The organism is Kistimonas ophiarachnellae (assembly GCF_057552235.1).
In genome coordinates this window covers 251,135-277,894 of record NZ_BAAJPA010000003.1, presented here as the reverse complement: position 1 = coordinate 277,894, position 26,760 = coordinate 251,135, and the positions used below count along the sequence as shown (strand labels likewise).

The following is a 26,760-nucleotide window of genomic DNA, read 5'->3' as shown; positions in this document are numbered from 1 at the left end:
ATTATCGAGCCGATCACCCATTAGCCGCCCCGGGCGGCTCCCAGAGGCTTTCGCCGAGCAGTTCCAGCACATTATCGAGCTGGTCATCCAATACCCGGTTGAACTGCCTGACGCCACCCTGTTGGGCAAAACGGTCATTGATAAATTGTCGGTCCACCACCACTTCAAACACCAGCTGTTTAGCCAGCCTGTCGAGCCATTTACGCTGGTTTGGGTTCCACTTCTGTCTCGTGTAGATACGGTCCATCGCCATCGTAACACGCTGCTCAAACGGCATCAGCGCCTCACCCAGGGCCGCACGACGGATATGACCAATAATGCTGGCGGCAATATCCCGGTTGCTCTGTTCACGCACCGCGGCCTGCAAACCCGCTTCGTTATAACCGGCGCCATCCAGCAATAACTTAACTTCCCTGAGTTGTTCACGGGTGAGCGCTTTCGGACGGTTGACCACCACACCCAGGGCAGCGGATTCGTTGAGCTGGTTCTTGATAAAGTGGTTGAAGCTATCCAGGTAATCTTCCGGGCGCTGGTGCGTTCCATAGCTCTGTACCCGTTCACGGAATGCATCCTGATGTTCGGAGATAACCGGGTGGTATTCACTGCCGATCAGCGTTTTGACATCGTTGACCTGGCTGACCAGGCCCGCGTGTTTCCGGATAAAATCTGCGGCCTGTCTTGGCCCCAGCCCGTGCAGGTGAGCATGCAGCTTTTTCGGTTCCACGCCCCATAGCGCTTCCAGCTGTTGCAGCTTTTCTTTCAGGGGTTGGTTGCGCTCTCCCCCCTGCCGGGCTTTGTGTTCTGCCTTTCGCAGCACCCGCATCAGTTTTTGCCCAAGCTGGCTGAGTACGGCATCAGCCTGGGTTTCCTGTTCCGTTTCGCCGGGGCTGTTCAGCGCCTGTTCCAGTTTGACCGGATCGGTCAGTTCTTCAACCAGTTGCTCAATGGTCACATTGGGATTTTTGACCATCGGCTTCATGCCGTTTTTATCGTCTATCGCGGCAAAAATATCGACCGGGTCATAGATGCGGAAGACGGTTTTGCCGATCTCATCGCAACGGCGGGTGGCGCGGCCAATCATCTGTTCAAACAGAATGCGGGACTTGACCCGGCGCATAAACACCAGGTTACAGATTTTCGGGACATCAATGCCGGTGGTGAGCAGATCCACGGTGATGGCGATATTGGGGTAACGCTCATTTTTGTACTGCTTGATCAGGTCGGCCTGGTTGGGGCTCTGGCCGGTGATTTTTTCAACCGACGCCTGTTGATACGCCTCCCCATACACCGCTTCAAATGCTTTATCCAGCATCTCCTTCACAATATCTGCATGCCGGTCGGTGGCACAGAAGATCATCGTTTTCTCGTCGCCAAACGGGTCCAGTTCCTTAGCCAGTTCGTTGCAGATCACCTGGTTAAAACTCTCGTTGATAACCCGGCGGTTGAAGGCCTCGATCTCGAAATCCAACTCATCGTCCAGCTCTTCCAGCGCCACTTCGCCGGTCCGGGTGTTGACCACGGAGACGGTTTCACCCTTGTCGAAATGGATACCCTGCTCAGCCAGTTGAGTGATGTAACGGATCGGTGGTTCGTAGTCGATCAGCCAGTCATCAGCGACCGCTTCCCGGTAGGAATAGGTGTAAACCGGATGCCCGAAAATCTCGCTGGTGTGTTTGGCTGGTGTGGCGGTCAGGCCGATCTTGACGGCGTCAAAATAGTCCAGCACCCGGCGATAGCTGGAGAGGTATTGCGCCGCATCCCGCGTAGCCAGTTCGCCTTCGGTCATCTCCTGGTCAAGGGTGTAGCCCCGGTGCGCCTCATCAATAATGATGCAGTCGTACTGGTCGATCGGTGGCGGGTTATCGGAAGCAAACACCCTCTGTACCATAGCCTGTACGGTAGCAACCTGAACGCGCGTTTCTTCCTCTACAGTCAGGCCCTTCATATCAACCACACCGTATATCTGGGTCAGCGACTGATTCTGCTCCAGTTTGGCTTCCATAAAGGTATCGTTGGCCTGCTTGCCGAGCGCCGTACGATCCACCAGGAACAGGATGCGCTTAAAACGTTCGGCCTTCAGGAAGCGATACATCAACCCCAGGATAGTGCGGGTTTTGCCTGTGCCGGTGGCCATAGCCAGCAATGCGGTACGAATATCCCGGGCCAGGGTACTTTCTACGGCGCGAATGGCCTTTTCCTGGTAATCACGAAGATTGAGGTAATCGTAACTTTCATTGCCCAGGGCCTTTTCAGCCTCTTCCCGGCTGCGTTCCAGCAGGTTTAATAAACCCTGTGGCGTGTGAAATTTAGGAAGCGCCCGCCGGAGATTACTCGGCAGACGTACATCCCGAAACCAGATGCCGGATTGCTCTTTCAGCTGTGGCACATAGGGACGGCCATTGCAGGAATAGACGAACGGAACGGTGTAATGGCGACCTTGTTCGGCGGCCCAGGCTTCCCTGCGTCCGGCCAGCGCCCAGGCGCTTTTTAACGGCGTCTCAACCTGGAAGCCCCGGCTGTAACCTTCGGCCTGGGGAATTTTCCCGGAGACGTTGACGTTTTCACGCTTGGCTTCCACCACGGCAATCGGCGTGAGGCCACAGAACAGAACATAATCCGCCCAGCCTCGTTTTCCGTTGTCTTTCGTTGTCGGCCACTCGGCGATGGCTTTATTTTTCCCGCGTTCAGGGCGTGCGCCTTTTTTCCAGGTGAGTGCCTGGGTATCCGTTTCCCAACCGGCTTCGATAAGCAGGTTATCAATGAGGATTCGGGTCATCTCTTCATCGAGAGTGACCTGCTGGCCGGCGGTAGTTGTCTGGCAGGCAATACTCTGCCGCTCGCTGACCCGTTCCCTGTCGGTTAATGCCTTGACTCTGTCTTCAGCCTCGGCCAGTTTGGCTTCGTAGGATTTGCGCAGGTCGGCCAGGGTCTGATCGTGTTGTTTGACCTGCGCCTGTAACTGCCGGGCCTCTTTGTCCATCTCAAAGGCGAGAGCCTGGTATTCCGCTTTCTCCTGTTCAGACAGTTGCTTGAGTTGCTGGCTGGAACCGAGTTCAACATTGGCGGCGCTGAGATCGGTTTTCAGCTTTTCAATCTGTTCATGCAATTCACGCAGTTGCTGGCTTGGATCGGGCGGCGGCAGGAAAGGGCCTGGATGAAAGTTTGCATTTTTTGTCAGGGAACGATGAAACCAGACAGCCAGCTCACGGGCTACCCGAAGACCTCTGATCGCTTCCCGGTGACTGGTCTGGAACTGGTGCGTGGCCTTGTTACCTTCCTTGCGGAGAATATGAAACATCTCCCGCACTTTCGGGTCCAGGTTCAGTTCCCGGTTCAGGCGATAGAGAAGATCGTTCTGGCTGAGAGCCTCGTCCGACTCAATACCACAGAGTGAAGCAATATGCCGGGCCAGGGCTTCGCCAAGCTGACGCAACTTGATCAGGGTCGTGTTGGGATCGCTTGAAAAAGAACGCTCAGCCGCAGTGGCCAGCGCTATAAACAGAGAATCGTGCTCTGCCAGAAAGTGGAAATTTGAAGGTTGGGCGCCGGGTTCTGCCGCCATGTCGCTCGCTTCCTGAATAGGCTTTAAGCCCAAAAGGGCTAATTGGCCTTTCCTTTGCTGCCCGCAGGGAAAGGTTATCAGTCACGCTGAATTTTACGACATTGGTCATTTATGTAACATCACCCCTGACAAATGATGTTTATCGAATGGCACGTTCAGAAGGCTTAACGCCTCGGACTCGTCGCGGGAGTTTGTGGGTGTGATACCCCTTGATATCGACCTTTACCACAAACCCTCTTGAATCTATCCAATGGCCAACACAAGGACTGTCCAGCCGTTTACGCGGAACGGTCTGGTTGCCAACTTTATGACCCGCCCACAACAAACGGGGCTTTCGAGAGTGTGTAAACACACTCTCTTATGGCGTCTTCTTAACGGTTCACCAGGTCGATGATCAGCATTCACAGCCGCCGCTATTGCCGCTGCTGCAACTGGCTTTTTCTTCAGGGTCACAGCATCCGGATGCTACACAAGATTCCATAAGGTTCGCCGAGTTACACTCACACGGCTGTTTGCAACGTCCCAGGAAGGTGTCTTCAGACAGGTAGTAGCGGCTGAAGTGTTCCATGAAATCGTCAGAGACTGTTTGCTCCGCCAGCCCCGTTTCCATCAGGGCCGCCTGCCATGCCTGAACTTTCGGGAATCCTGCCAGAAAGTCATAGCCCGTTTTTTCATGGATTATGTGAGCACGGTGCAACACGGGCAACCATGCCAGGTCCACCATACCCAGGGTATCGCTGTTGAAGAATCGATGTTCACCCAGCACTTTTTCTACTTTGGCAAAAGCTGTCGCCAGTTTTTCAGTGCGCTCTTTCAGGGTTTGAGCATCGGTACTCCTTTGCGCCGGACACTGAACCAGGTATTGCTTGCTGCCCAGATAGCTCCAGGCACGGTTCAACGCTTTCTGCTCTGCGGTCAAACCTGCCTGCAAGGCGGGATAAGCGTCCTCCAGGTACTCTGCAATCGCATCAGATTCAAACAGGGCAGTGCCATTATCCGTCACCAGCACGGGGACCTGGCCATTGGGGGAGATATCCAGGAACCACTGCGGCTTATTGCTCAGGCTGATGTACTCAATCTCATAAGGGATGTTCTTCGCTTCCAGCATACCGGTGATGCGTTGAACAAATGGGCAGATTTTAAAACTGATCACTTTTAACATGATGAATGCCTCTATAGTTGACACAACCGGTCAGGGCTGGCCGTTTCGTGTTCGTACCGATAGAGACGCCATGGGTTAAAAAAGGACGCAAAAAAATCATCAACCATCGTATTTATTGCACAGAACGTTTCAGTCGCAGCCCTTGCAACGCTCGTTTTTAGGCCGAAAATCAGTCACCCCGCCTTGCCCGACTTCAATATCGCAACAGGCGGTAAAGCGCTCTCGCAGTTGTCCCCGACCTCTCTGAATCCGACTCTTTGCACCCGACAATGATAAGCCCAGCTTATCTGCCACCTGCTGTTGGCTCATGCCTTCCAGCTCTGCCATCTTCAAAGGCACACGGTATTTTTCCGGCAGTTCTTCCATGAGTGGAAGCAGGCATTCTGCCAGTTTCTGATGTGCCAGTTCAGCGTCATCATCAGCCGGTGCCTCAAGCGTATCGGATAATTCCTCCCAGGTTTTTTGCTGACGGAAATGATCCATAATGGCGTTATAAGCAATACGGTATAACCAGGCGCCAATGCTGCCCTCTGATTTCAGCGTGTGCAGTTGGGTATGTGCCTTGATATACACTTCCTGCAGGATGTCATCCACGGCGGCATCATTGCCTGCCTGTTTCACGATGTAATGTCTGAGTCGCGCTTTATGCACTGGCCAGTGAGACTCCATGATGACTCCGGTAACCGCAAAAAAACGCTATTCAACCGCCAGCGCATTGTCTGTTGCAAGCGTAAAGGCAGATTTGCATCTTTTTTGATGCTGCTTCGTCTGTATCAGCAACCGGATTCTGAACAGTCGGAGACATGCCATGCTAACGCTCATCAGTTTTAAAATCTGCCCGTTTTTCCAGCAGGTAAAAGCCACCCTGGCTGCTAAAAATATTCCTTACGTCATGCGGTACGCTGATTTTGATAACTGCCTGTTTGACGTGTCTCCCAACGGCAAGGCGCCAGTACTGATCACGGAGTCAGGGGCGGTATTGTTTGATTCTGACGCGATCATCGGCTACCTCGAAACCCGCTATCCAGACAAAATGCCGACAACCGATGTTGAGCAGGCAGCGTTAAGCAAAGCCTGGGCATTACAGGCTTCAAAAAACTATGTGGCGCAATGCAGCGCCATGCGCAGCGAGTCAAAAGAAGTGTTTGAGCGGTTATCTGAGACCTTTAAAAAGTCCCTGGTAAAGATGGAAGCTAAAATGGAGAACACGCCCTTTTTCAGTGGGCATCAAGTCAGCCAGGTTGATATTGCATGGTTACCGTTACTGCACCGTGCTGCTCTCGTTGAAACGCATACTGGCTATGACTTCTTTGCCGACCTGCCCAAAATCAAGGCATGGCAAACGTCTGTTCTGGCTTTGGAGTTGGTGAAAAAATCAGTCTCTGAGGACTTTGAAAACGTATTTACCGATTTTTACCTGTCAGAGAAACGTTATCTTGGTTCTCTTCGAAAAGGTACTTAAGCGGTAACCACTGTGCCACCGATCTATGGCATCCGTACTCAGGGTTAAATTACCGCTATTAGTTGATCGATACACCCAGAATAATATCCCGGTCATGCCGGCAGAAAGCCGGTATGACCGGGCATAAAGCCCTGCTTGATTATTCAACCGTCACTGACTTCGCCAGGTTCCTCGGCTGATCCACATCCGTGCCTTTAATGATGGCCACGTAGTAGGACAGCAGCTGCAGCGGGATGGTGTACAGGATAGGCGCCACGATATCGTGTACCTTCTCCAGCGGAATCACCTGGATACCGTCACCGGCCACCAGCCGCGCATGACGGTCCGCAAACACATACAATTGTCCGCCGCGGGCCCGTACTTCTTCCATGTTGGATTTCAGCTTTTCCAGCAACTCATTGTTGGGTGCGACCACAACCACCGGCATATCACTGTCGATCAGCGCCAGCGGGCCGTGCTTGAGTTCACCGGCTGCATAGGCCTCTGCGTGGATATAGGAAATTTCCTTCAGCTTCAGTGCCCCTTCCATGGCGATGGGGTACATGGTGCCCCGCCCCAGGAACAGGCTGTGGTGCTTGTCCGCAAAGGCTTCTGAAAGCTGCTGGATAGAATCATCCAGCGTCAGCACATTGCGAATCATGTGGGGCAGTTCACGCAGCTCACGAACAATTTCTGCTTCCTGTCCGGCATCAATCCGACCGGTTGCCCGTGCGGTGGCGGTCACCAGCATCAGCAATGCTGTCAACTGGGTAGTAAACGCCTTGGTGGACGCAACACCAATTTCTGCACCGGCACGGGTCATAAACGCCATATCTGATTCACGGACCAGGGACGAACCGGGCACATTGCAAATGGTCATGCTGCTCATGAATCCCTGCTCCTTGGCCATGCGCAGCGCCGCCAGCGTATCCGCAGTTTCGCCGGACTGGGAAATGGTCAGGAACAGGCAGTCATCGGGAACAAACGCCTTGCGATAACGGAATTCAGAGGCGATCTCCACACGGCAGGCGATGCCGTAGGTTTCAAACCAGTAACGGGCGACCATTGCGGCATGATAGCTGGTACCACAGGCGATGATCTGTACCGCACGTACCCGGCGCAGGATTTCCACGGCACGGTGTCCGAAGGATTCAAGCACAATCGTATCTGCGGTCATGCGATCTTCCAGCGTGCTGGCAATGGCGTCAGGCTGCTCGAAGATTTCCTTCAGCATGAAGTGGCGGTAAGGTCCCTTGTCTCCGGCTTCATGGTCCAGGTCACTGTCCACGACCTCACGCTCAACCGGCAAACCGGCACTGTCGAAGATACGAACACCTTCGCGGGTAATTTCCGCGACATCCCCTTCCTCCAGGAAGATGAACCGGTGGGTCACCGGCAGCAGCGCCAGCTGGTCAGACGCCACAAAGTATTCGCCAATCCCTACACCAATCACCAGCGGGCTGCCGGAACGGGCCACGACCAGGTGCTCCGGATCATTCCGATCCATCACAACCGTACCGTAGGCACCTTCGAGCTGATGCACCGCTTTTTGCAGCGCTTCCAACAGGGAAAGCCCCTGCTTCTGCTCGTGGTGCACCAGGTGGGCAATGACCTCGGTATCGGTTTCAGACACAAAGGTATACCCCTGCTCCTGCAGGTAATTGCGCAGCAGTTCGTGGTTTTCGATAATACCGTTGTGCACCAGCGCAATATTGTCGCCGGAGATATGGGGATGGGCATTCGCCTCACTGGGCGCGCCGTGGGTTGCCCAGCGGGTATGGGCGATACCGGTTCCGCCAGTGGCCGGATCCTGCTGCAGCGCTTCTTCCAGTGCACGCACCTTACCCAAGCGACGCAGACGGGCAATATTGCCTTCTGCATCAATCACCGCCAGACCGGCGGAGTCATAACCCCGGTACTCCAACCGCTTCAATCCTTCCACGAGGATCTGAGCTACGTCCCTTTGCGCAACTGCGCCCACAATGCCGCACATAAATTCTGTTCCTGTACTCTAAACGACAGTATTCGTTTGTTGGCTGAAAGAAGTAATCTGTCGTTTTCTTTCAGCCCCATCGGTTAGTTGGCCTTCAGGCCTTTTTTTCCGGGCGTTTCCAGCCCTCTATGTTTTTCTGCCGTCCCCGGGCCACACCCAGGTTTTGCCCCGGAATATCACGGGTAATGGTGGAACCGGCGCCGACCGTCGCACCTTCACCCACGGTGACCGGCGCCACCAGCGAGGAATTGGAACCAATAAAGGCGCCGTCACCAATCACCGTGCGGAACTTGTTCACACCGTCGTAATTACAGGTAATGGTACCTGCACCAACATTCACCCCCGCACCGACGTCCGCATCTCCAACATAGCTCAGATGGTTTACTTTGCTACCGGCGCCAATCACCGCTTTCTTGGTTTCAACAAAGTTGCCGACCTTGGCGTTATCCTCAAGATGGGTGCCGGGACGGAGACGGGCAAACGGCCCGATATCACAATTGGCTGCCACCACGGACTCTTCAATGATGCTGTTGGCCTTGATACGGGTACCCGCGCCGATCATTGCATTACTGATCACACAGCCGGGGCCGATTTCCACGCCATCTTCCAGCACGACTGCGCCCTCAAACACGCAGTTAATGTCGATCACAACATCGTTACCTGCCTGCAGGGTACCGCGGATATCCAGACGACCCGGGTCAAGCAGTGTGACACCGTCTGCCATCAGTTTTTCCGCCTGCTGGCGCTGCAGCTGACGCTCAAGGGTGGCCTGCTGGGCACGGTTATTCACACCCTGAACCTCTGTCGCGCTCTGTGGCTGGGCGTGCACCACGGCGGTTCCTTCTGCTACTGCCATGGCAACGATGTCGGTCAGGTAATATTCGCCCTGGGCGTTTTCACAGGAGAGTTTATCCAGCCAGGTGTTCAGACGCTTGCCGGGAATCGCCATGATGCCGGTATTGATTTCAGTGATGGCGTGCTGTTCCGGCGAGGCATCCTTGTCTTCCACAATGGCCTGGATAGCACCAGTGGCATCCCTCACGATACGTCCATAGCCGCTGGGGTTGGGCAGGTTAATGGTCAGCAGCGCCAGGCGGTCACCGTTGCAGGCCGCTGCCAGGGATTCCAGTGTCGCAGACTGAATCAGGGGCACATCGCCGTACAACACCAGTACAATATCCGCCTCACCACAGGCCGGCGCCGCCTGCATGACCGCATGGCCGGTGCCCAGCTGTTCCGTCTGTTCCACCCAGTTAACGGCGTAGTTGCCCAGGCGTTCGCGTACCTGGTCCGCCCCGTGGCCAATCACTACATGCAGACCACCCTCGGCAGCTGCCTGTTTCGCCTGCAGTTTCTGGGCAGACAAAATGACATGTTCCAGCATGGGACGACCGGCAATGGGATGAAGGACTTTGGGCAATGCGGATTTCATCCGGCTGCCCTGGCCGGCGGCCAGAATAATAGTTTCGATTTTCATGACAATTCACATAATCCGGTAATGGCATCCAGCCAGCCCGGACAACGCTTACCGGAAACCACTGGACGCACAGATGCTGTACCACAGCAAAGAGCCCGCCACGCAGGCAGGCCCCGAAAATTCAATCACTCTGTCAATGTTTCATTGACAGTAATACTAGCTTAATGCCATGTTATGCCGTTTTATATTCGACACAATAGGCTTTGTCATACATTTTTTGACAAATGAATCTCGATACCCTCAAACAACTTGACCTGGATGACCGCGAGATCAGCATCTACATGACGCTGTTCCGCCTGGGGCCAGCCTCCATCCGTGACATTGCCGGGCAGACAGGCGTCAACCGCGGCACCACCTATGAAACCCTGAAGCGGCTTGCCGCCCGGGGTATTGTCAGTTATTTCCCGAAAGGCAAGCGCCGGGTATTCCGGGCGGAAGATCCCGAACGGCTGCTACAGCTGGCGGAAGAAAAACAGAACGCCCTGAAACACACCATTGAACAGCTGAAAACGGACATTATTCCCGGACTTCACCACCTGAAACCCGATTTCAGCAGTGGCAATGTCAGCTTTTATGAAGGGGATGACGGCATTGAACTGGTGTTGAAAGACATCCTCGCGACGGTTGCCGCTCAACCCGAAAAAACCTATTCGGTGTTTTCCTCCAAATCCCTGCGTCAGCATCTGTACCGCCCGTTTCCCAACTACACGACGCAGCGCATACGGCAGAAGATCAGCGTTAAGGTAATAGCCCTGGGAGAAGGGGGCGAAGACGCAGAATATTCCGAACGGAAATGGATTCGCACCCAGGGCCAGCCGGATGCCAGCTATATCGCGATTTATCCCCCGAAAGTGGCGATGATCTCCCTGGCTTCAGAGAACTACCCGGTAGCCACCGTCATTGATTCATCAGAAATTGCCACAGCCCAGAAGGTCATTTTCGATACGCTCTGGCAACTGCTCTGAAATAGCCAAAAGCCTTTCTTGCAATGACCTGTGAATACGGCTGTCACTGACCCCTATCCTCTCACGATAACTCACCGCTGTGATGCTCTATCTTTTCAGTTTACTCTGACATGATTCAATATGAAGTCTGCATCTTTTAAGTTCCATGACTATTTCTTCATTTTGTGATGCCTGGATAGCTGAATATTTTTTCTGCATGGTTTCAACACACTTGTGTAACAGCTTTAAGACTGCTGAATTTTTGGTATTCGTTGCGGTTTCATGGCAATAACTTGCCAACTGCACAAAAAAGGGCGCAAACAGCCCACGTTTCCATGCTTTAGTCGCTTCGCCTGACGGAGCAGGCTCATCTGCAATAATCACATTATCAATCAACACACTGGATAATCGTACATAATCTACGATTGTGACCGAATCGGAAAGACTATCAAAAGGAACGATAAAACCTGAACGCTTATAACTCTCAAGATCTGAGTCCTCTTTCATCGCCTTTAATTTAAACATGGTATGCTTATCAAAATTTATCCGAGCTGTCTCTTTCATTATATCAACGACATTTTCAATCAGAATTCTATCCTGCTTATCGTTGTTTTTTTCTGTAATGAGATAATATTCAGACTTATATGTAGTTGCATAAAAAAGACAACAACAAATTTTAATAAACACCTTTTTATTCAACTTACGACGAACAAACTCACATTCAGTCTTTTTTTCAATTACATCTATTAAACACAAAATCAAAAAAGCAAACCCAGATTGTAATCAGACTTATAATCATAAAATTTTTTAATCATCGGCTTATCCATTTCACTAAAACACGCTCTCCTGATTAATCTGAATCTGTTTTCCTGCATATTAAAAAGGTCAGAAATCTCATGAAAAACCTGCCAGAAAGCATCATCAAATTCAGGATTTAATTCTGTCTCATCATGGAATTTTTTAGCCAAATCATAAAAATATTTAGAGATTAAACCAAGTAGTGGTAACGCAGCATCCAAATCCCCAATCGCAACCATTTTTTCTAAATCTCTACTCTTCTCCATTCCTACATCAATTAATTCTTTCCAATTCTTATCACCAACATCCAACATCTCTATTTCTTTAACTTCTGTAGCCCTTGAAACTGACAAGGCTAAACTTTTTTCTTCTTTACTTTCTGTCCTTTTTGTTTTAGCTGGCTGTCGTGAAGATTTTTTTTTGCCATGCACGCGCTTGCTCAAACCAGTTTTATCGTCAACTAAACCATATTGCTGATTAGTCTTTTCTTCATGAACTTCTTTCAAGCATTTAACAATCGATTGCATCACCTCATATTCACTACATTTCTCACCCAGATATTTCTCCTTATAAATACGTGTCAAACATGACAAAAAATTGACGTAATCGCCGATATCCTTTAATGATTTATTGGTATAATCCTTTCCTTTAAACTGATCACCTAGCGTTTGAAAAAATTTATTAACAACCTCTATTTGATAATGACAACTGTCGTCAATAGGTTCTTCTTTCTTTTCTACTGAACACAATCTTATTTTTTCAATATCAGATAAAAATACATAAAACTCCTCGACAAAATCACTATTTTGCAGCATATCATGGGGGAATAAAGCAAGCTTTTCCATTGATTTAGTAAATTGATCTTTTCGCGATGGAACCATAAAAACTTTACCTGTAATGCTTTCTGGCTCTTGCAGAAGTACACGAAGCATTTTCAGGTGCTCCATTACTATTTTAGAATCTTCTCTATCATATTGCCCTCTCAACAAAATCAATACCTTCCACATTTCAGCCACGTACTCATGTAAATTTTCTTTATCCTTTGGCATTTCTATTTTTCCATACATTTCATCAAAATATTTACGAGAGTGAGTTGAAAATATACTCCTGATAAATCTTGAAAAAAGTAATAGATCATCTCTGCCAACATCCTTCTTCTTCAAAAACTCTTCTAAAACCTCTTTTGATTCTTTAATACTGTCTAACCAGACTTGATACATTTCTTTATTTACTGGATGACACTTTTCCAACTCATTACACTTATTCTGAGCTTTGTTAACCAGCCTGTACACCCACTGCCCCCCTTTTCCCTTAGCTTTCTTTTTTTCTTTTTTGTTTTTGTTGGCCTATCAGCCAATACTGCAGAATCTTCCTTTTGTTGCTCATGTGCCACATGTGTTGATGGTAAAGTCAGTGCTTCGGTCTCATCTGTGACTTCTGCCCCAGTACTGAATATACTCCCTCCAGCCTCTGCCAACGGTTGTGAATCGCCACCCTCTTGTTCTGCTGCTGTTATCTGCTGATCCAGCTTTTCAGAATGAACAACCTCTAATTGGTCAATGATACTTTTTAATTGCGTTACGGCTTGATCATCTTGTTTGAATACATCGGAGCACACTCGAAAAATATCCTTATAGATATTGAGGTATCGTAATAGTTTAGAAACATCGTTACACTCAGAAAGTGGTGTAATATCCCTGTTGATGACCATTTCCAGCATGGGTTTTATTGCATTTCTTTTAAATAATAACTTATGCGCGTGTCCTGATTCTTTTGTCAGCGCACCTTTGGCCAGGGAAGTCAGTCTCCGATTGTCCCATGTAACCGTCAGGTAGTGTGTATTTCCAATATGCCTGATGATTTCACGGGTTTTTTCCATTATCTGCTCATCATTGACATTGGGGACCTTTTTAAGATATCCGGGTAGGTTTATAAAACTGGCCTGAATTTCACTATTGACAAAATCAATAACCATTCCCCTATGTGCAATACCTCCCGTACTATTGATCAACAAATCAATATACAGGCAAATACTGTCAATACTCGCACACAATCTTTCTTCTTGTTTTTCTATATTTTTTAGAAGATCGTATAGTTTTTTATTAACAACTTTCTCATTTAATGCTATTTCTTTTGAGTGTTCCTCATCATCTGACTTGTATTTTTCTACCAGCATCAAAAAAACCGCATGTGACAATTTAAGTTTTTCAATAAAATGAAACCACTCATCGCCATTTAGCTTACGAAAATTAGATATTTCATCCATTAGATGATGGATCAGCGATGAATACCTCTTAACAGCAAATTCATCACACTTTTCTTTCTCATAAACTGACAAGAGATAATCCCCCATAGACAAAACATCATCTAACCAGATTTCGATTTTTCTTTTATTAAAGTTAAACTCTGTGCGTTCATCATAATTGCCTTCAGCCATTTTTTGACTGGCATCCGCAACCCTTGCGCCAGAATCTGAACCAACAGATTCCGATGACAGCACTTCTTCCTGCTGTTGGTGTAGTAGTGACTGTCCACAATCAACCAAAGCCTTTTGAGCCTCGCTGGAACAGGAAAGAAAAAGTATTTTATCCGGTCTCCTTTCCTGTGCTGTTTGCTCTATCGCCGCGAATAAATCACGCATAAAATCACTGTATTGGCGCCCCAGAAAAACACCCGAATATTCAGGAACAACCAGTACTTTATTCAAAACTTCTGTTTGATAAGGTTTACTCCTTGATTGCCGGTCAAGCTTTATCATCATATCCTTTAATGAGCCAATAACGGGCATATCCTTCTCTACAACACAATGCATGAATCCCTCATAATGCTCATATCCGCCAGGCGTTTTACTGGCAACGACCTGCCCTGGTTTAAGTTCCGATATCGCACAGGCAGGCCCTTTCCATTCCCTCTTACGGAAATGGGACATAACGGCTCGTCCAGTATCTGAATCTACTCTCAGGTCAGGACAGGTAACATACCGGTTATTTGTTTGATCCTGACGGACTTCTACCGCATTGACCATTACACTTTTTTGCAAAGGTATGCGAACAAAGTTCCATATGTTCTCAGACTTGTTGTAAGTGCCTGTCGGGACTATTGGCGCAACCGCCGACTCCAAATCTATATTCCCTATGGTACAGATTTTTCGAAAACCCAGCCGGGCCTGACCTGCAACCTCTCTTTCTCCGGCATACTGCGGTGCATGCAATCCCTGATGGTCTTTTTGTGTTCCTTTGATCATATTCAATATCCTGTTGAATTATCCTCATACAAACTTCATTGATCTTGCAGGATTACCACCATTCATCAAACGCCCACAAGAAATCCAAAACACCTTGGATTCAACCTTTGATATGTATTTCCTTCGAAAAGACTTAACACATGTTTTGGCCTATAAATAATGTATTCAGGGGGCAACGTATTTAGTCTCTACTGGCTGATTTAGAGTGATAAACCTGATAAGAATAAAATATTGAAGCAAATATATACCTAACTATTCTGTGATCTTTACTTACTGACTTACTGACTCCTTAATTTTTTAAGTAACTCTCAAATGCGCTTCATCTTAAAAATAATCAGGTTTCTTTTTAAAATTCGAGATTAAATCTGAAGATTAATATTCATAGAATTCAGATAAATTAACCTGATGCAGATTCAAAAATGTTTACTTATCTATAACCCGATCTATTCGGGTTGCTGTTATTGTTTGAATTTTACATAACATTGCCTACATTAGGTCGTGATATACGACGCTCCCCGTACCTTCCGCAACCTGGCCAAGCCACTATGCTGTTCCCAACGATAAGTGCATTGACTCGACACCTGATACGTCGACGGGTTTCGGCTGTCATTCTCCTGGTGGCAATAAGCCTGACTGGCATGCTCTATGGTCAGGATAAGCCGATTCCAGCCGAAGAATACCAGCAGATGATCGGCACCGGTTTTGCCACCAGCTGGTTCAAAAAACCTCTCCCACAAACCGTAGAACTTCCCGATAGCAAGCTGATTAAAACCATGACGGACCTTCGTCAGGCCGGCTTCAGTAATCTCCGGTTAAGGGTCAGGGCTGATATTTACGGTTTTCCTGACATCACTACAGACACAGGCACTGAACCAGCGAAGCAGCTTGATAACGCCTCCATGGATCGCTTCCTGAATGAACTTGAGCGTGTCGTCACCATTGCCAATGATCACGGCATTACTCCCATCCTGTCATGGATTCATCACGAAGCGGAAAGCCGGGCCAGCACACAGGATTGTGAAAACTATGTCGCCTGGTGGACAGTCGTCGCGGAACACTTCAGGGCGTTTCCTCATTCACTGAGTTTTAACCTGATGACCGAAATAGGCATTCATGGCTTTGGCGGTCTGCGTGTTGATCCCTCCCTTTCCAATGACTGGATGCACCAGGCGATGCTCGCCATCCGTGCAACCGGCGACAATAACTCAACACGAAACCTTATCCTGACCTCGCCCCTGAAAACCGAAAGAGGGCTGACAAGGCTCAAGACCGACGCTTTCAAAGGGCCCTATCTTCTGGCGGAGTGGCATCGCTATGCCTCCGGCCCGAACCAGAAGGGAGGCAGTAAAGACTGGCATAATGACGGATCACAAGAAGAACGTCGTATATTGCTGGATGCCGTTGATACCGCGCTCCGATTCCAACAGGGCAGAGGCATACCCACCTGGCTGGGTGCCTGGATGCCCTGGGATAACGCCGGTGCCTCGCTTGATCAGGCAGAAATTGAATCATTTGCCACATTTTTCACCGCGACCCTGGCCAGCCATCGCCTTCCCTGGACCATGAATGAGCTGAGTGCGGTTTACAGCATCAGTAAAAACCAATGGCATCAAACGGTCAGAACCGGACGGGAGCAATCCCGCCTGGTTACTATGCAGGATGTACTGAAAGCGATTGAAAAAGGCCAGAAGAAAGGGGAAACATTGGCCTCAGGTGACATTTCCGCTGCCGAAGAATCTATTGACTGTTTCGGTTGTTACGACTGATGTCGTTTATAGGGATCATTACACTATAAACGACAAATGACATATTAATACGTACTTTCGGGAGCACCGAATGAACATGACACGCCTTGGCCTCACCGCCACCCTGCTCACAACATTGACGGCCTGCAGCAGCCTGCCGGAAGGTCGCTGGCAGGAAAGCACGCCTGCAGCCGGCACCAGGGCCATGACCCTGGATATCCAGAAAGACCGCCTCTCGGCCTATGCCGGCTGTAACCGCATGATGGGCAAGGTGCAGATGGAAGGTGACCACCTGGTGGTCGATAACATGGCCAGCACCCTGATGATGTGCCATGGCAAAAGCGCCAACCGGGAAGAAGCCCTGAAGCAACTGCTGGCCAGCAAGCCTGTCGTAGAACAACATGGCGACCAGCTGACCCTCTCTTCAGGGGATGAAACCTACACCTTTACCAAACAACCCGCTATGGAAGAAGGTAAAACCCGCTTCGTTTACGTCGCACCGGAAAAAGCGCCCTGTGTTGGTGTAGCCCCCATGGAGTGCCTGCAGATTCGCGAAGACAAGAACCAGCCCTGGACACTCTACTACGGCGCCATCGAAGGGTTTTCGCCGGAGCCCGGCATTGCCTATCGCCTGCGAATCAAGGAATTCGATGTCCCCAATCCGCCGGCTGACGCCTCCAGCAAGCGCTGGATTCTCGATATGATCGTTGAGCAGGAAGTCGTCACGCCCTGATCACTTACCGTGCAGGGATTGTGGTCAAAAACCCATTCTCTGCACGGTAACCGGGAAAATTTCACTGTCGTCCATATGGCTGCACCCGGACAACCGACATCTGCAAAGCAGACCATCCAGAGCGATGGGGAAGTCGTAAAACACGGAATTGGTCATTACCATTGGGCGTCTGGCGTAATCCGGATCAATCAACTTATAAGCCGACCAAAACGAAAGTTTCCTGGAAGAGCACTCTGTCAGAGAAAGATACGCTGGATACTGGCGCTACCAACGGCAAAGGGTAACTTAACCCTGAGGGCTGGTGCGCTGAGAAAAATCAGGTTCAGGTACTCACGTGAGGAACTTTTGATTCATCCTACAGTCAGAGTATATGAATCATCATCTAAATAACTGTACAAAGACAATCTTATATTTTTTCGTCTTTACCCCGCACTTCTTAGACTGGTGCACTGAAAAAACCTGCGCCTAAGTATTTCTTTTAAGGATTAATAAGCAGATATGAGGAAAAATGCGGCTGGTACTGGATGTTCTGACAATCTTTCAACAGAAACCGGTTTGGCTAAAAAGAGTGAAGATAATCTCGAAAGGGCTACTGTATTTATCAATAAGTGCCTGGTTCAGAAAGCAACAGGCACCCAAGTTCCCCTTTATAAAATTTTGATTTCACAAAAAACTGCATTTACAAGAGAACTGCTCGAAAGAATGCCTAAGGCATCTGCTGGAAACATTCCGGTTTATTTCTTTAATGACAATATTGTTCTTAAGGAAGAAGGATCACGAACGGGAAGTAGTCATTTGAGTCAAATGAATGAAGTCAGAAAAATCATCAAAGAGCGTGATCTCTCTCATCTGGCTTTACCGGAAAGCTTTTTAAATGGATGTATTTTGGTACAAGAGCGGCTACCTGTAAATCCGGATCATTTTCATAATATGGCCGTTTATCTTTCAGAACAGGCTTCGTTTGATGGTGCCGTTCGCGACATGGTCTCTCTCTTCACGATAAAATATTTAACTGATTTGATCACAATATATGGGCCTCTCAGCTATATTCCGGAAGTGGATAACAGCGTCAGATATGACAATATACCTCTTTATATCATTGAAAAAAATGGTAAGAAAGAAGGTCGCATCGGATTGATTGATATTGGGCATCTTTATGATCTGGCTTTTTACCAGGAAATTTACGGATTAAAAAGTGGTGAGCAGTTAAATTGTCTGGCAAGAATATTTCCTTACCATGTCGATATCATAAAAGATCAAGCTTTGTGCCTGAACATGGATTATGATAGTGACGCTCTGGACAGAGAGGCCGATAAAGGCAGGAAATATCTTAAGGTATGTTATAGCGATCATGCGGAGTGGTTAAGAAAAAATAATGTTTCAAACAATGCTGATGATTATGCCTTACAGTTCAGCAATGAAAGAGTAGCGTCTCTTGCCAAACTTGTCGCAGAAACATTGAGCCGGCTGAATCAGGGAGAGAATGACTTGCAGGAAATTACAAGCCATACACAAACTTTTCCAAGTGATTTCCTGAAAGATGTTAGTGATCTATCAGTAAAAGAGCTGGCGGAGAAAATAGTTCCCGTTGTGATTATGAATATAAAAACGCAAATGGAAGAATATATAAAATTAAAAAGTGACGGCATGTCGCTTTCAGATCTGAATGAGCCTCAAAAAATCAGGTTAAGATCGGTTGTGACAAAACGTGGAGAACTTCTCAAAGGTCTATATGAGATACTTCTTGACCATCCTGGCACGCGCAAACAACACAATGGTGATAGTTGGTATCTTGACAGGGGTGACGTGATAGCAGAGGCATTAACCTGTGTCCTGATCGATGATTTGGTTAAAAAAGGGGAGTTTCTTGATTATGATTTCGGGTTAGGTAGATCTGATGATATATGCTGGTTACGCTATTAAATAGTCTAACCTTGCCCACCCTGATTGCCTGAACAAACGTCATCCTGTTTTGTCACCTTCAGCAAGCGCTGGATTCTCGATATGCTCATTGAGCAGGAAGTCGCCACGCCCTGATCACTTACTGTGCAGAGAATGAATGTTTTTTTACACAACCTCTGCACGGTAACCGAAAAATTTCACAGTCGCCTGCATTGCTGGACGCCGCATGGCAACAACGGAATTATTCACTACCCCCTTCTTTCCCATGAGGGTTAAGTTTTTCGGATAGGGCAATATTGACAATATTCATAAAGATAATAGCTTGATCTTTTGTAATTCGAGTATTGCTACTTAAAGCCTGCTCAATCTCTAGTTTCTTTTTCTTCAATTCATGGGCATCAGAATCTGATAATTGCGACAAACTAAGACGCAATAATGGTTCAATCTCGCAATAGCCACTTTTTGACTCCGCTAGAGCAAGGCATCTATGAACAGGCTCGGTCAATGAACCATGTAATGAAGAGTTTCCCTTAATTAAATCATTTATTATTTTATCTGCATGTCTTTGGGCTGCATGATGTAACTCTTTTCGATAATCTTGTTTATGGCAATATCTTGTATATCGTGGTGCCACTCGTAACGAGCTGAGCGCACATAGTGCGTTATCTTCCAGTGGAAAACTTTCAACACATAGACTTGGGTCTATTCCTGAAACCTTTCCTGAAAATTGGTTTTTTGAGAAAAAACCATGGAAATAATCAGTAACATTAGATAGATTAATATAAACAACTGAGAGATGATAATCTTTTATCAACTTAGCCAACGTTGCCATTTCATCCTGATTATAAAAATCTGCACTGACTGGAATTATTGTACATGTCTTACATGCCGCTTTCGTTTCATTAAACCTATGTTCTGTTGAAAAACAATGATATTTACCCATACCTTGCTTGTTAGAAAAGTAAGAAGATCGTATTGCATCATCCAGACATCTTGGAGGCCTTTCCATAGAACCTTCCAGTTTTTTTACTACTTGCTCTAACCAAAGAGACTCAGATTCTTCAGAAAATTTCCTTTTTGAAGAGGTTAAACCCTCAAACAATATCCGAACCAAATAGAGTAAAACAGGGTCATAATCTACCTGTAAAACGATACTACACACTCTCGAAAGCTCAGGTAAGCATGAGAGCAGACCTCCCTCTCCAGTGATTATTGCAACACGTCTTTCTCTATGCTCGGTTGGGAGTTTAGTTAATTCTTCTATTGTTCTTTTAAGATCAACATCTTGATTTTCTCGGTCAGGAACCTCATTGCTAATCAAAAAAGAATCCGAACCAGACTCAAGATCACCCACCCTGGGAAGAGGGAAGACGGCTTCAACCTGTCTCGCAAAAGCTGAAGCACTCAATTTTGATAGTGTTGTTGATATTGCCTGCGACCCAGCACCATATAGTGCTCCAGCAGCATCTCTCAAATATTCCATTGTATAAAACTCCTTTGCGATTACTATCTGTCCATATGACCCTTACCAAATAATTTGGTTCAAGTCTTTCAAGAACTTAAATTCTTAATGCAGCTAATACAGCCCTTTTTCCAGAAAGTACTGGATGATCGGTCAGATAAAAGCATACACACTATCAGATTGTTATCTATTCACCAGCACTGAACCTGATAAAACTATTAATGGAGACAGTTAAGTATTGCCGGGTATATTTGTTAATCTACGTAACACTCACTCCCAATAAAATGAAGTGGTTTGAGTATTGGTTGACAACAGCACCAAATATATAATCATTATTTATTTAGAGTGACACATAGTGAAAAAATCATTCACCCCCCCCTTTTCCGTGAAGGTTAGGTTTTTCTTTGATAGCTGTATTAACTATGGCCATGAAGCTAGTAGCTTGATCTCTTGAAACCTCATTATTATTGCTTAAAAATTGCTCAACAAGTGATTTATGTTTATTAAGTTCAAAAGCCTCGGAGTCTGATAATTGCGACAAGCTAAGGCGCAACAATGCTTCAATCTTGCTATAGGCCTCTTTTTTAACTTGCGCAAGAGCAAAACATTTCCGAAAGGGATAGGTCAATGGTAGATATAATGAAGTATAACTTTTAGCCAAATCGTTTATAATTTTATCTGCACACCGTTGGGATGCATCATGTAGTTCATTTCGATAATCTTTTTTTTGGCAACATTTTGTATATCGTGGCGCCACCTTAGATGAACTGAGGGCACATAGCGCATTATTTTCCAGAGGCAAGCTTTCAATAGACAAACCCGGGTCTATTCCTGAAACCCTTCCTGAAAATTTGTTTTGTGAGAAAAAACCATGAAAATAATCAGTTACGTTAGATAGATTAATATAAACAACCGAGAGATGATGGTCTTTTATCATCCCACCCAGTTTTACCATTTCATCCTGATTATAGAAATCTGCACTGACTGGAATTATTTTACATAATTCGTATGCTTTTTTTGTTTCCTCAAGCCTCTCTGCGGAATAGAAACAATGGTACTTTTCCATACCACTCTTGTTTTTATAGTAGAAACCACGAATAGGATCGCTTTTACACTGGGCACTATTCCCAATGCCATCCTTCAGTGTTGTCATTGCCTGTTCCAGCCAATTATCTTCCTCATTAAAGTCATAACCTCTGTCTGAAGAGGTTAACGCTTCAAACAATATCTGAATAAAATGAAGAAGCTTAGGGTTATGATCAACATGCAAAACCATGCAGCAGACTCTCGAAAGCTCAGGCAAGCATGACAGCATTCCTCCCTCTCCAGTGATTATGGCAACATGCCTGTCCCTGAGATCGGTTGGAAGCCTGGCTAATTCCCTGATTGTATTTTTAAGATCAAGATCCTTATTTTCTGAAGTGGGAACTTCATTACTGAACCAGTAAGCGTCTGAATCAGCATCTAACGTATCCAGCGCAGGTAGAGGAAAGGCGCGTTGCACCTCCCTCGTAAAAGCAGAAACACTCAATGCTGAGGATTTCTCAGAACCCTGTGGTGATATTAACTGCGGTCTGACACTGGCTTGTGCAGCATCGGCAGAACTTGCCATTCTGTCTCAATTCCTTGGTACTTTGCTGTTTTGTGACCTCCGCGAATGTATTTAGTTCACAGCCCGGTGAAAAACTGACATGTCCGGTTAAGGTTTCAGGTCACTTCACTGGATTTGTTACGTGCATAAATCCGGTCTACCAACACCTTGGGGCCGAGGCGCATCCGCTGGTAGCCATCCGGGTAGTGGATATAGTGATTAACAATGTGACTGTCGGCAAAAGACCGATTTTCCCAGGGATTTAAATAACGACCACACCATGCCCTGGTTTTCATCAGCCCAATAATGCCGCGCTTCTGCCATGCATTCGGTGCTTTCAGCCCCAGGGCTTCAAGCAATTGATCATCATTAATGAGTGTTGCCACCAGTGTTGGGGTAAACGGCCTGAGCCAGGCAGGCAGCAGGGCGGCAAGGCCTTTCAATATACCGGCTGTGACTTTCTCCGCTTCCGGCGTATACGCCTGATGCGTTTGTTCATACGCGGTTTTCCATTGCTCAAACGCCTCGTAGGAGGACGGAATATCCTGAATATTCATCGCCTCGCCCAGGCCACAAAACTCCCGGTAAAACGCTTCCTTTTCATTCCGGGTCATGGCACGCCAGCCAAAGGCGTCATTCCATCGCACAGCTTCAAAGACAAACAGGGAAAGGGTATACAGAAACTCATGATTGGGAATTTTATAGAAACCATGGATATGGTTCAGATGCTCTGCCATCTCCCGGCCTTCCGTGCTGTTGGGCCCGGGCTGCATGATCTCGCGCAAAATAGCCTTGGTATCATCCAGCCGTTTGGTGCTCTCTTTTTCGTAGCGTCCGGTCTGGTGCAGTAGCCGGGCAATTCCCGGAATGCCAAAGGTTTTCAGCTGGGCCAGTTCACCGGCGATCAATGTATCCAGCGGGAACTCATGTTCGGCCATCACCCGCACCATTTCATGGTGGTCTTTTTCAGGATCAAGGGTCGCCAGCCGTTGGGTATGCTTGCCGGTTCGCAGCTTCAACATGGTTTATTCGCTTCCTTACGTATTTTTATTTTTTAAATCAGGAACGATGAAATAACGCTTATGATCGCGATGCAACACGTTAACATGAAGATCGTGATGGCACATCCTCCGGCTGAAGTGGTACAACCCGTGACCTTCTGTATAGTATTGATAATGAATGCCTGAAAACCGCTCCACCTCCGTGACCGGCCGCTGTGCTTCAGGACTCCATCCATGCTCAGGGAAAACACGCAGCAATGAGCCAAATAAAAAAACTCGTCCTGTCACTGGGACTGATTGCCGGCGTCGCCGGTGCGACTGCCTTACTGTTACCCGCGGTCAGCGGAAAGATCATCAATGACCAACTCAGCCGCCAGATCCAGACGATCGCTGAGACGAACCACTATACCGTCAGTCAGCTGGAACTGGACAAGGGCTATACCCAGACCCATCTCACGGCCCGCCTGGAAGGGACGGGGCTACGTGAGCTCAATGGTGAAAGCATCACCCTTGAGGGCGTCGTCCACCACGGTACGCTGCTATCCCTGCCAACGATGGCATCTGCATCACTGGACATGCACTATGCCATGGACCAGGTGGGTATGGAGCTTGATGTCCCCGGCAAGATTGAACTTTCCCAGGGGTGGGACGGACACACCACGGTGACAGTTGAAGCGTCTGAATACAGTATTCCACTGGATCCTGTGAGTGATCTGCAACTGCAACTGGACGGCACCCGTGCAACGTATGACAGCAGCAACCGGCAGGGAACAGACATCATCCTTAACCTGACGCCTGCAGACTGGAAGATCGTGGAAAGCGGTGAAGTCGCAGGCGTTATTCGTTTCTCCGACGGTGTGCTCACCCTTCAAAACGGCTTTAATCAGTGGCGCATGACGATGCCCGAGATGACACTCAGTGGCGTCACCCCCATCGGCTTACAAACCCTGCTCAAGGTGACTGACCTGAACATCAGCAGCAATGAGCAGCTGGAAGAAGACCTGCTGTCATCCACGGTACAGGTGAAAACCGGGGAAATCCTCATTCCCATGGTGCCCATTCCCGATGGCCAGAACTTTATTCAAAACCTCGATATTCAGTTTTCGGCGGAGAATCTCAGTGTTTCGGCCATGAAAAAACTGATCAGTATTGGCCAGTCCATGGATTCCGTGGAAGCCGAAAAGGGACGGGAAGAGTTACTGGATGTTGCGGTTGAATTCACCCGGCATCTGCCTCGTTTCGCCATCGACAACATTGACCTGAAAACCGTTCATGGTGACGTATCTCTCGGGTTCAGCCTGCAGGGCAACCAGCATACAGGCGAACTTCTGACCCAATACCTGAACAACCCTCCTGTCACCGAGGCGGACAGCCAGGCCATGAGCAAGCAGGCCCTGAATGCCATTAACAGCACCGTTTCTTTCTCGGCAACGGACGCCATGATCAACTGGGGTTGTGAGCACTTTGGCAGCGCTTCTGCCATGGCCGACGGTAACCCGCCAAGCCATGCCAAACAAATGGCCGCCCTGTGTCAGAACATGGCGATCTCCGGCGATTTCCTGTTGATGGCCTGCGACACGGAAGTGGACATAGCGCGCAAGCAGCTCTGCCTGCAGGCAATGGAAGACGTCCGCAAACCCTGGGTGGAAGAACGGAAATTGATGTTCCGCCTGGAAGAAGGCATTTTCAGCATCAACGATGTGCCGGTTGAACTGCCTGTCGGCCACTAACCTGAACATCGTGCATCACGGCCATTTCTGTTAGTGATGCCCGTTATGATTCCATGATAAATTACACACCGGCTGCTGGGACTTTCTGCAGCCGGTGTACCATCCAGCCCAGGCATTTACCGTGGAACTGACGCTTACTACCCCAGCCCTGTTTTTCCCTGCGATATCCCTGCTGTTTCTTGCCTATACCAACAAATACCTGTCGCTGGCGGCACTGGTTCGAAACCTGCACCAGTCGTTTCGGGAAAACCCACAGCGCAAATCCCTGTCAGGGCAGATCGACAACCTGCGAATACGGATGAACTACATCAAGCAGATGCAGCAACTTGGCATCATCAGCTTCATTCTGTGTGGTGGATATGTTCCTGCTGTTCCTGAATATGGAAGCTGCGGCGATGGTGGTTTTCGGGTTGTGTTTGTTGTTTCTGCTGGCGTCGCTGGTCGTTTGTGCGCTGGAGATCCGTATTTCCGGTGCGGCCCTGGATTTACAGCTCAGAGCGATGGAATAAAGCACCGCTAAAAACGTATCACCGCAGATAGATCATAGGATTGCCATCGTGGCAGATCGTCGTAAATGCATGCCTCTCTTCTCAGTGGGCTGCATTTCTGTCATACCGTGCAGATTGATTATTCTGCCTCTTCAGGTCCGGTCTGGATATAATTCAAAACGGTCTGATCCATTCGCTGAATCGTTTCATGAACCACTTCATTCATGCTTCCGATGTGTCCTGTTTCTCCAGCCATTTCATCGCAGCCAATACGCCGTTTTACGCTCTGAAACACTGCATCTTCCAAATGATCTGGTAGCCATGCTGACAAAAAATCGGGTAACAATTCCAGAATGTGGCTTTTTGCAACTTCTGCAGCTTCCTGCAACATTCTTTCACGAGCATCAAGCAATTGACGAAAGTCGCCCATAGATGTGCGGTCAGCTCTTAAGTACGCCTGTCGACAGCTTTCGGTCCGATTGAAACTTACCCATGTCTGAAAATCAACATCATCTATGATAGTGGGTATATTCATTCTTTGACAAAATAGAAGCACTCCATCTGGCAATAAATCAGGCAATAAGTTCATCATGAAACAACACACTCTATTGTGACAATAATCATAAAGTAATGGTGCAATCTCTTTAGGTAAATTAATCAACAAGTATTCCTGAGCAAGGTAATAGATTAATGTGGAATCAAACACTTCATCCATATCAAATTCGCTATAACGACCATTGACGTCAAGACAAAAAAAATCATCAAGGATATTTGGATTTTTTTGCAAAAACAATTCTAAAACGTTAAGGTCAAAATAAGGGTTGAAATTAATAGTTAAATCATGATCATTTACTCTACATACCATTTGACTATCATTCATAAACCTTTTTATTTCTCTATCAAATTCAACCCCAAACACACTAATAATGGCTGGTTTAATAAGCTTCCTGATTTTGTCCTGCTCTTTTAAAATTGTTTCAATATTGAATCCCAGAAAAGTAATAAATAGACAACTGTTTTCGCATAGTATTTTATCCTTGTCATTTATCTGGTCCGATAAAAAAACAATAAATGTCAAAGTGTATTGATGCAAGAATTCATTTTTAAGCAGATGGGTATCGTCAACCCTTGTCATTTTCAGATAGTTTGCATAAGCAACTTTGAAATAAATAAAAAAATCGTCAATTAAAGAATCAAAACTATCTTTGTCCATTTCAGCTTTCAAACGAAAGACAATGTCTTTAAATTTCTCCACACAAAAGACAGCTCTTGAAAAAATAAATTTACCCGAGTGACATAATAAATTGATATCATCATTATTTTTAAGGACATTATAATCCACATTGTCTTCAGAACTTACAGTCCGCAAGCTAAATAAAGCACCAGAAGAAAGGTTCGTTTCAGATTGTGTTCTCCTTAGAGCAAAACCTTTATAGGTTACTGAAAGATTCTCGTTTAGTTCCATTTCTTCTCCTGATTATCCCTTT

At 47.4% G+C, this 26,760-nt stretch carries 19 protein-coding genes; 7 read left to right on the top strand and 12 right to left on the bottom strand.

The window, feature by feature from the left end; translation table 11 throughout:
• Window positions 1–13 precede the first annotated feature (13 nt).
• The 3 genes from hsdR to sigZ form a co-directional block, all read right to left on the bottom strand.
• Window positions 14–3,562, bottom strand: coding sequence for a type I restriction-modification system endonuclease (gene hsdR / locus AC27K1_RS05290; RefSeq protein ID WP_487148865.1), 3,549 nt, complete (start codon window positions 3,560–3,562; stop codon window positions 14–16).
• A gap of 394 nt (window positions 3,563–3,956) precedes the next feature.
• Window positions 3,957–4,724, bottom strand: a complete 768-nt coding sequence (locus tag AC27K1_RS05285; protein WP_487148863.1) for a glutathione S-transferase family protein — start codon at window positions 4,722–4,724, stop codon at window positions 3,957–3,959.
• A gap of 129 nt (window positions 4,725–4,853) precedes the next feature.
• Window positions 4,854–5,393, bottom strand: a complete 540-nt coding sequence (sigZ, locus tag AC27K1_RS05280) for an RNA polymerase sigma factor SigZ (protein WP_487148861.1) — start codon at window positions 5,391–5,393, stop codon at window positions 4,854–4,856.
• A gap of 139 nt (window positions 5,394–5,532) precedes the next feature.
• Here sigZ and AC27K1_RS05275 point away from each other — a divergent pair, with 139 nt between their 5' ends.
• Window positions 5,533–6,186, top strand: a complete 654-nt coding sequence (locus AC27K1_RS05275) for a glutathione S-transferase family protein (protein WP_487148860.1) — start codon at window positions 5,533–5,535, stop codon at window positions 6,184–6,186.
• 139 nt (window positions 6,187–6,325) lie between these two features.
• Here the strand turns inward: AC27K1_RS05275 and glmS are convergent, their stop codons facing one another.
• Window positions 6,326–8,158 (bottom strand): glutamine--fructose-6-phosphate transaminase (isomerizing), encoded by a 1,833-nt coding sequence (gene glmS / locus AC27K1_RS05270; protein WP_487148859.1) that lies wholly within the window; start codon window positions 8,156–8,158, stop codon window positions 6,326–6,328.
• Window positions 8,159–8,252: 94 nt separating this feature from the next.
• Window positions 8,253–9,635: a bifunctional UDP-N-acetylglucosamine diphosphorylase/glucosamine-1-phosphate N-acetyltransferase GlmU gene (gene glmU / locus AC27K1_RS05265; protein WP_487148857.1), complete on the bottom strand. Its 1,383-nt coding sequence runs from the start codon at window positions 9,633–9,635 to the stop codon at window positions 8,253–8,255.
• A 224-nt stretch (window positions 9,636–9,859) separates the two neighbouring features.
• On the opposite strand from glmU, the gene AC27K1_RS05260 reads away from it, so the two are divergent.
• A complete protein-coding gene (locus AC27K1_RS05260) occupies window positions 9,860–10,600 on the top strand; it encodes a TrmB family transcriptional regulator (RefSeq protein ID WP_487148856.1) in 741 nt (246 codons plus the stop codon).
• An 87-nt stretch (window positions 10,601–10,687) separates the two neighbouring features.
• Here the strand turns inward: AC27K1_RS05260 and AC27K1_RS05255 are convergent, their stop codons facing one another.
• Genes AC27K1_RS05255 through AC27K1_RS05245 form a run of 3 tightly spaced genes read right to left on the bottom strand, consistent with a single transcriptional unit; the run spans window position 10,688 to window position 14,621 of the window.
• Entirely contained in the window at window positions 10,688–11,341 is a 654-nt protein-coding gene (locus tag AC27K1_RS05255) for a hypothetical protein (RefSeq protein WP_487148855.1), read from the bottom strand.
• Window positions 11,338–12,669, bottom strand: a complete 1,332-nt coding sequence (locus tag AC27K1_RS05250) for a hypothetical protein (protein ID WP_487148854.1) — start codon at window positions 12,667–12,669, stop codon at window positions 11,338–11,340. The genes AC27K1_RS05255 and AC27K1_RS05250 overlap by 4 nt, the downstream gene beginning before the upstream one ends.
• Complete coding sequence (locus AC27K1_RS05245) at window positions 12,606–14,621, bottom strand: hypothetical protein (protein ID WP_487148853.1); 2,016 nt, start codon at window positions 14,619–14,621, stop codon at window positions 12,606–12,608. Before AC27K1_RS05245 ends, AC27K1_RS05250 begins: the two co-directional genes overlap by 64 nt.
• A gap of 545 nt (window positions 14,622–15,166) precedes the next feature.
• Here AC27K1_RS05245 and AC27K1_RS05240 point away from each other — a divergent pair.
• The 3 genes from AC27K1_RS05240 (at window position 15,167) to AC27K1_RS05230 (ending at window position 19,022) form a co-directional block, all read left to right on the top strand.
• Window positions 15,167–16,387, top strand: a complete 1,221-nt coding sequence (locus AC27K1_RS05240; protein WP_487148851.1) for a cellulase family glycosylhydrolase — start codon at window positions 15,167–15,169, stop codon at window positions 16,385–16,387.
• A 70-nt stretch (window positions 16,388–16,457) separates the two neighbouring features.
• On the top strand, window positions 16,458–17,099 hold the full coding sequence (locus AC27K1_RS05235) for a DUF4377 domain-containing protein (RefSeq protein WP_487148850.1): 642 nt from the start codon (window positions 16,458–16,460) through the stop codon (window positions 17,097–17,099).
• Between the two features lie 498 nt (window positions 17,100–17,597).
• A complete protein-coding gene (locus tag AC27K1_RS05230; protein ID WP_487148848.1) occupies window positions 17,598–19,022 on the top strand; it encodes a hypothetical protein in 1,425 nt (474 codons plus the stop codon).
• Between the two features lie 220 nt (window positions 19,023–19,242).
• On the opposite strand, the gene AC27K1_RS05225 is transcribed toward AC27K1_RS05230, so the two are convergent.
• The 3 genes from AC27K1_RS05225 to AC27K1_RS05215 form a co-directional block, all read right to left on the bottom strand.
• A complete protein-coding gene (locus AC27K1_RS05225) occupies window positions 19,243–20,484 on the bottom strand; it encodes a hypothetical protein (protein ID WP_487148847.1) in 1,242 nt (413 codons plus the stop codon).
• 343 nt (window positions 20,485–20,827) lie between these two features.
• Window positions 20,828–22,075: a hypothetical protein gene (locus tag AC27K1_RS05220; RefSeq protein WP_487148846.1), complete on the bottom strand. Its 1,248-nt coding sequence runs from the start codon at window positions 22,073–22,075 to the stop codon at window positions 20,828–20,830.
• Between the two features lie 95 nt (window positions 22,076–22,170).
• Window positions 22,171–23,076, bottom strand: coding sequence for an oxygenase MpaB family protein (locus AC27K1_RS05215; protein ID WP_487148845.1), 906 nt, complete (start codon window positions 23,074–23,076; stop codon window positions 22,171–22,173).
• 236 nt (window positions 23,077–23,312) lie between these two features.
• Between AC27K1_RS05215 and AC27K1_RS05210 the strand changes: the two genes are divergently transcribed.
• Both AC27K1_RS05210 and AC27K1_RS05205 read left to right on the top strand, forming a co-directional pair.
• Window positions 23,313–24,785 carry a DUF945 family protein gene (locus AC27K1_RS05210; protein ID WP_487148844.1) on the top strand — a complete coding sequence of 491 codons (1,473 nt, stop codon included), beginning with the start codon at window positions 23,313–23,315 and terminating at the stop codon, window positions 24,783–24,785.
• Window positions 24,786–24,906: 121 nt separating this feature from the next.
• Window positions 24,907–25,305, top strand: coding sequence for a DUF2721 domain-containing protein (locus tag AC27K1_RS05205; protein WP_487148843.1), 399 nt, complete (start codon window positions 24,907–24,909; stop codon window positions 25,303–25,305).
• Between the two features lie 107 nt (window positions 25,306–25,412).
• On the opposite strand, the gene AC27K1_RS05200 is transcribed toward AC27K1_RS05205, so the two are convergent.
• Entirely contained in the window at window positions 25,413–26,738 is a 1,326-nt protein-coding gene (locus AC27K1_RS05200) for a hypothetical protein (RefSeq protein WP_487148841.1), read from the bottom strand.
• Window positions 26,739–26,760: the final 22 nt, after the last annotated feature.

What these genes read in the sequence shown, in the direction of transcription:
- hsdR (WP_487148865.1), bottom strand. Translation starts at nt 3,562, where the DNA reads ATGGCGGCAGAACCCGGCGCCCAACCTTCAAATTTCCACTTTCTGGCA.
- AC27K1_RS05285 (WP_487148863.1), bottom strand. Translation starts at nt 4,724, where the DNA reads ATGTTAAAAGTGATCAGTTTTAAAATCTGCCCATTTGTTCAACGCATC.
- sigZ (WP_487148861.1), bottom strand. Translation starts at nt 5,393, where the DNA reads ATGGAGTCTCACTGGCCAGTGCATAAAGCGCGACTCAGACATTACATC.
- AC27K1_RS05275 (WP_487148860.1), top strand. Translation starts at nt 5,533, where the DNA reads ATGCTAACGCTCATCAGTTTTAAAATCTGCCCGTTTTTCCAGCAGGTA.
- glmS (WP_487148859.1), bottom strand. Translation starts at nt 8,158, where the DNA reads ATGTGCGGCATTGTGGGCGCAGTTGCGCAAAGGGACGTAGCTCAGATC.
- glmU (WP_487148857.1), bottom strand. Translation starts at nt 9,635, where the DNA reads ATGAAAATCGAAACTATTATTCTGGCCGCCGGCCAGGGCAGCCGGATG.
- AC27K1_RS05260 (WP_487148856.1), top strand. Translation starts at nt 9,860, where the DNA reads ATGAATCTCGATACCCTCAAACAACTTGACCTGGATGACCGCGAGATC.
- AC27K1_RS05245 (WP_487148853.1), bottom strand. Translation starts at nt 14,621, where the DNA reads ATGATCAAAGGAACACAAAAAGACCATCAGGGATTGCATGCACCGCAG.
- AC27K1_RS05240 (WP_487148851.1), top strand. Translation starts at nt 15,167, where the DNA reads ATGCTGTTCCCAACGATAAGTGCATTGACTCGACACCTGATACGTCGA.
- AC27K1_RS05235 (WP_487148850.1), top strand. Translation starts at nt 16,458, where the DNA reads ATGAACATGACACGCCTTGGCCTCACCGCCACCCTGCTCACAACATTG.
- AC27K1_RS05230 (WP_487148848.1), top strand. Translation starts at nt 17,598, where the DNA reads ATGAGGAAAAATGCGGCTGGTACTGGATGTTCTGACAATCTTTCAACA.
- AC27K1_RS05225 (WP_487148847.1), bottom strand. Translation starts at nt 20,484, where the DNA reads ATGGAATATTTGAGAGATGCTGCTGGAGCACTATATGGTGCTGGGTCG.
- AC27K1_RS05220 (WP_487148846.1), bottom strand. Translation starts at nt 22,075, where the DNA reads ATGGCAAGTTCTGCCGATGCTGCACAAGCCAGTGTCAGACCGCAGTTA.
- AC27K1_RS05215 (WP_487148845.1), bottom strand. Translation starts at nt 23,076, where the DNA reads ATGTTGAAGCTGCGAACCGGCAAGCATACCCAACGGCTGGCGACCCTT.
- AC27K1_RS05210 (WP_487148844.1), top strand. Translation starts at nt 23,313, where the DNA reads ATGAGCCAAATAAAAAAACTCGTCCTGTCACTGGGACTGATTGCCGGC.
- AC27K1_RS05200 (WP_487148841.1), bottom strand. Translation starts at nt 26,738, where the DNA reads ATGGAACTAAACGAGAATCTTTCAGTAACCTATAAAGGTTTTGCTCTA.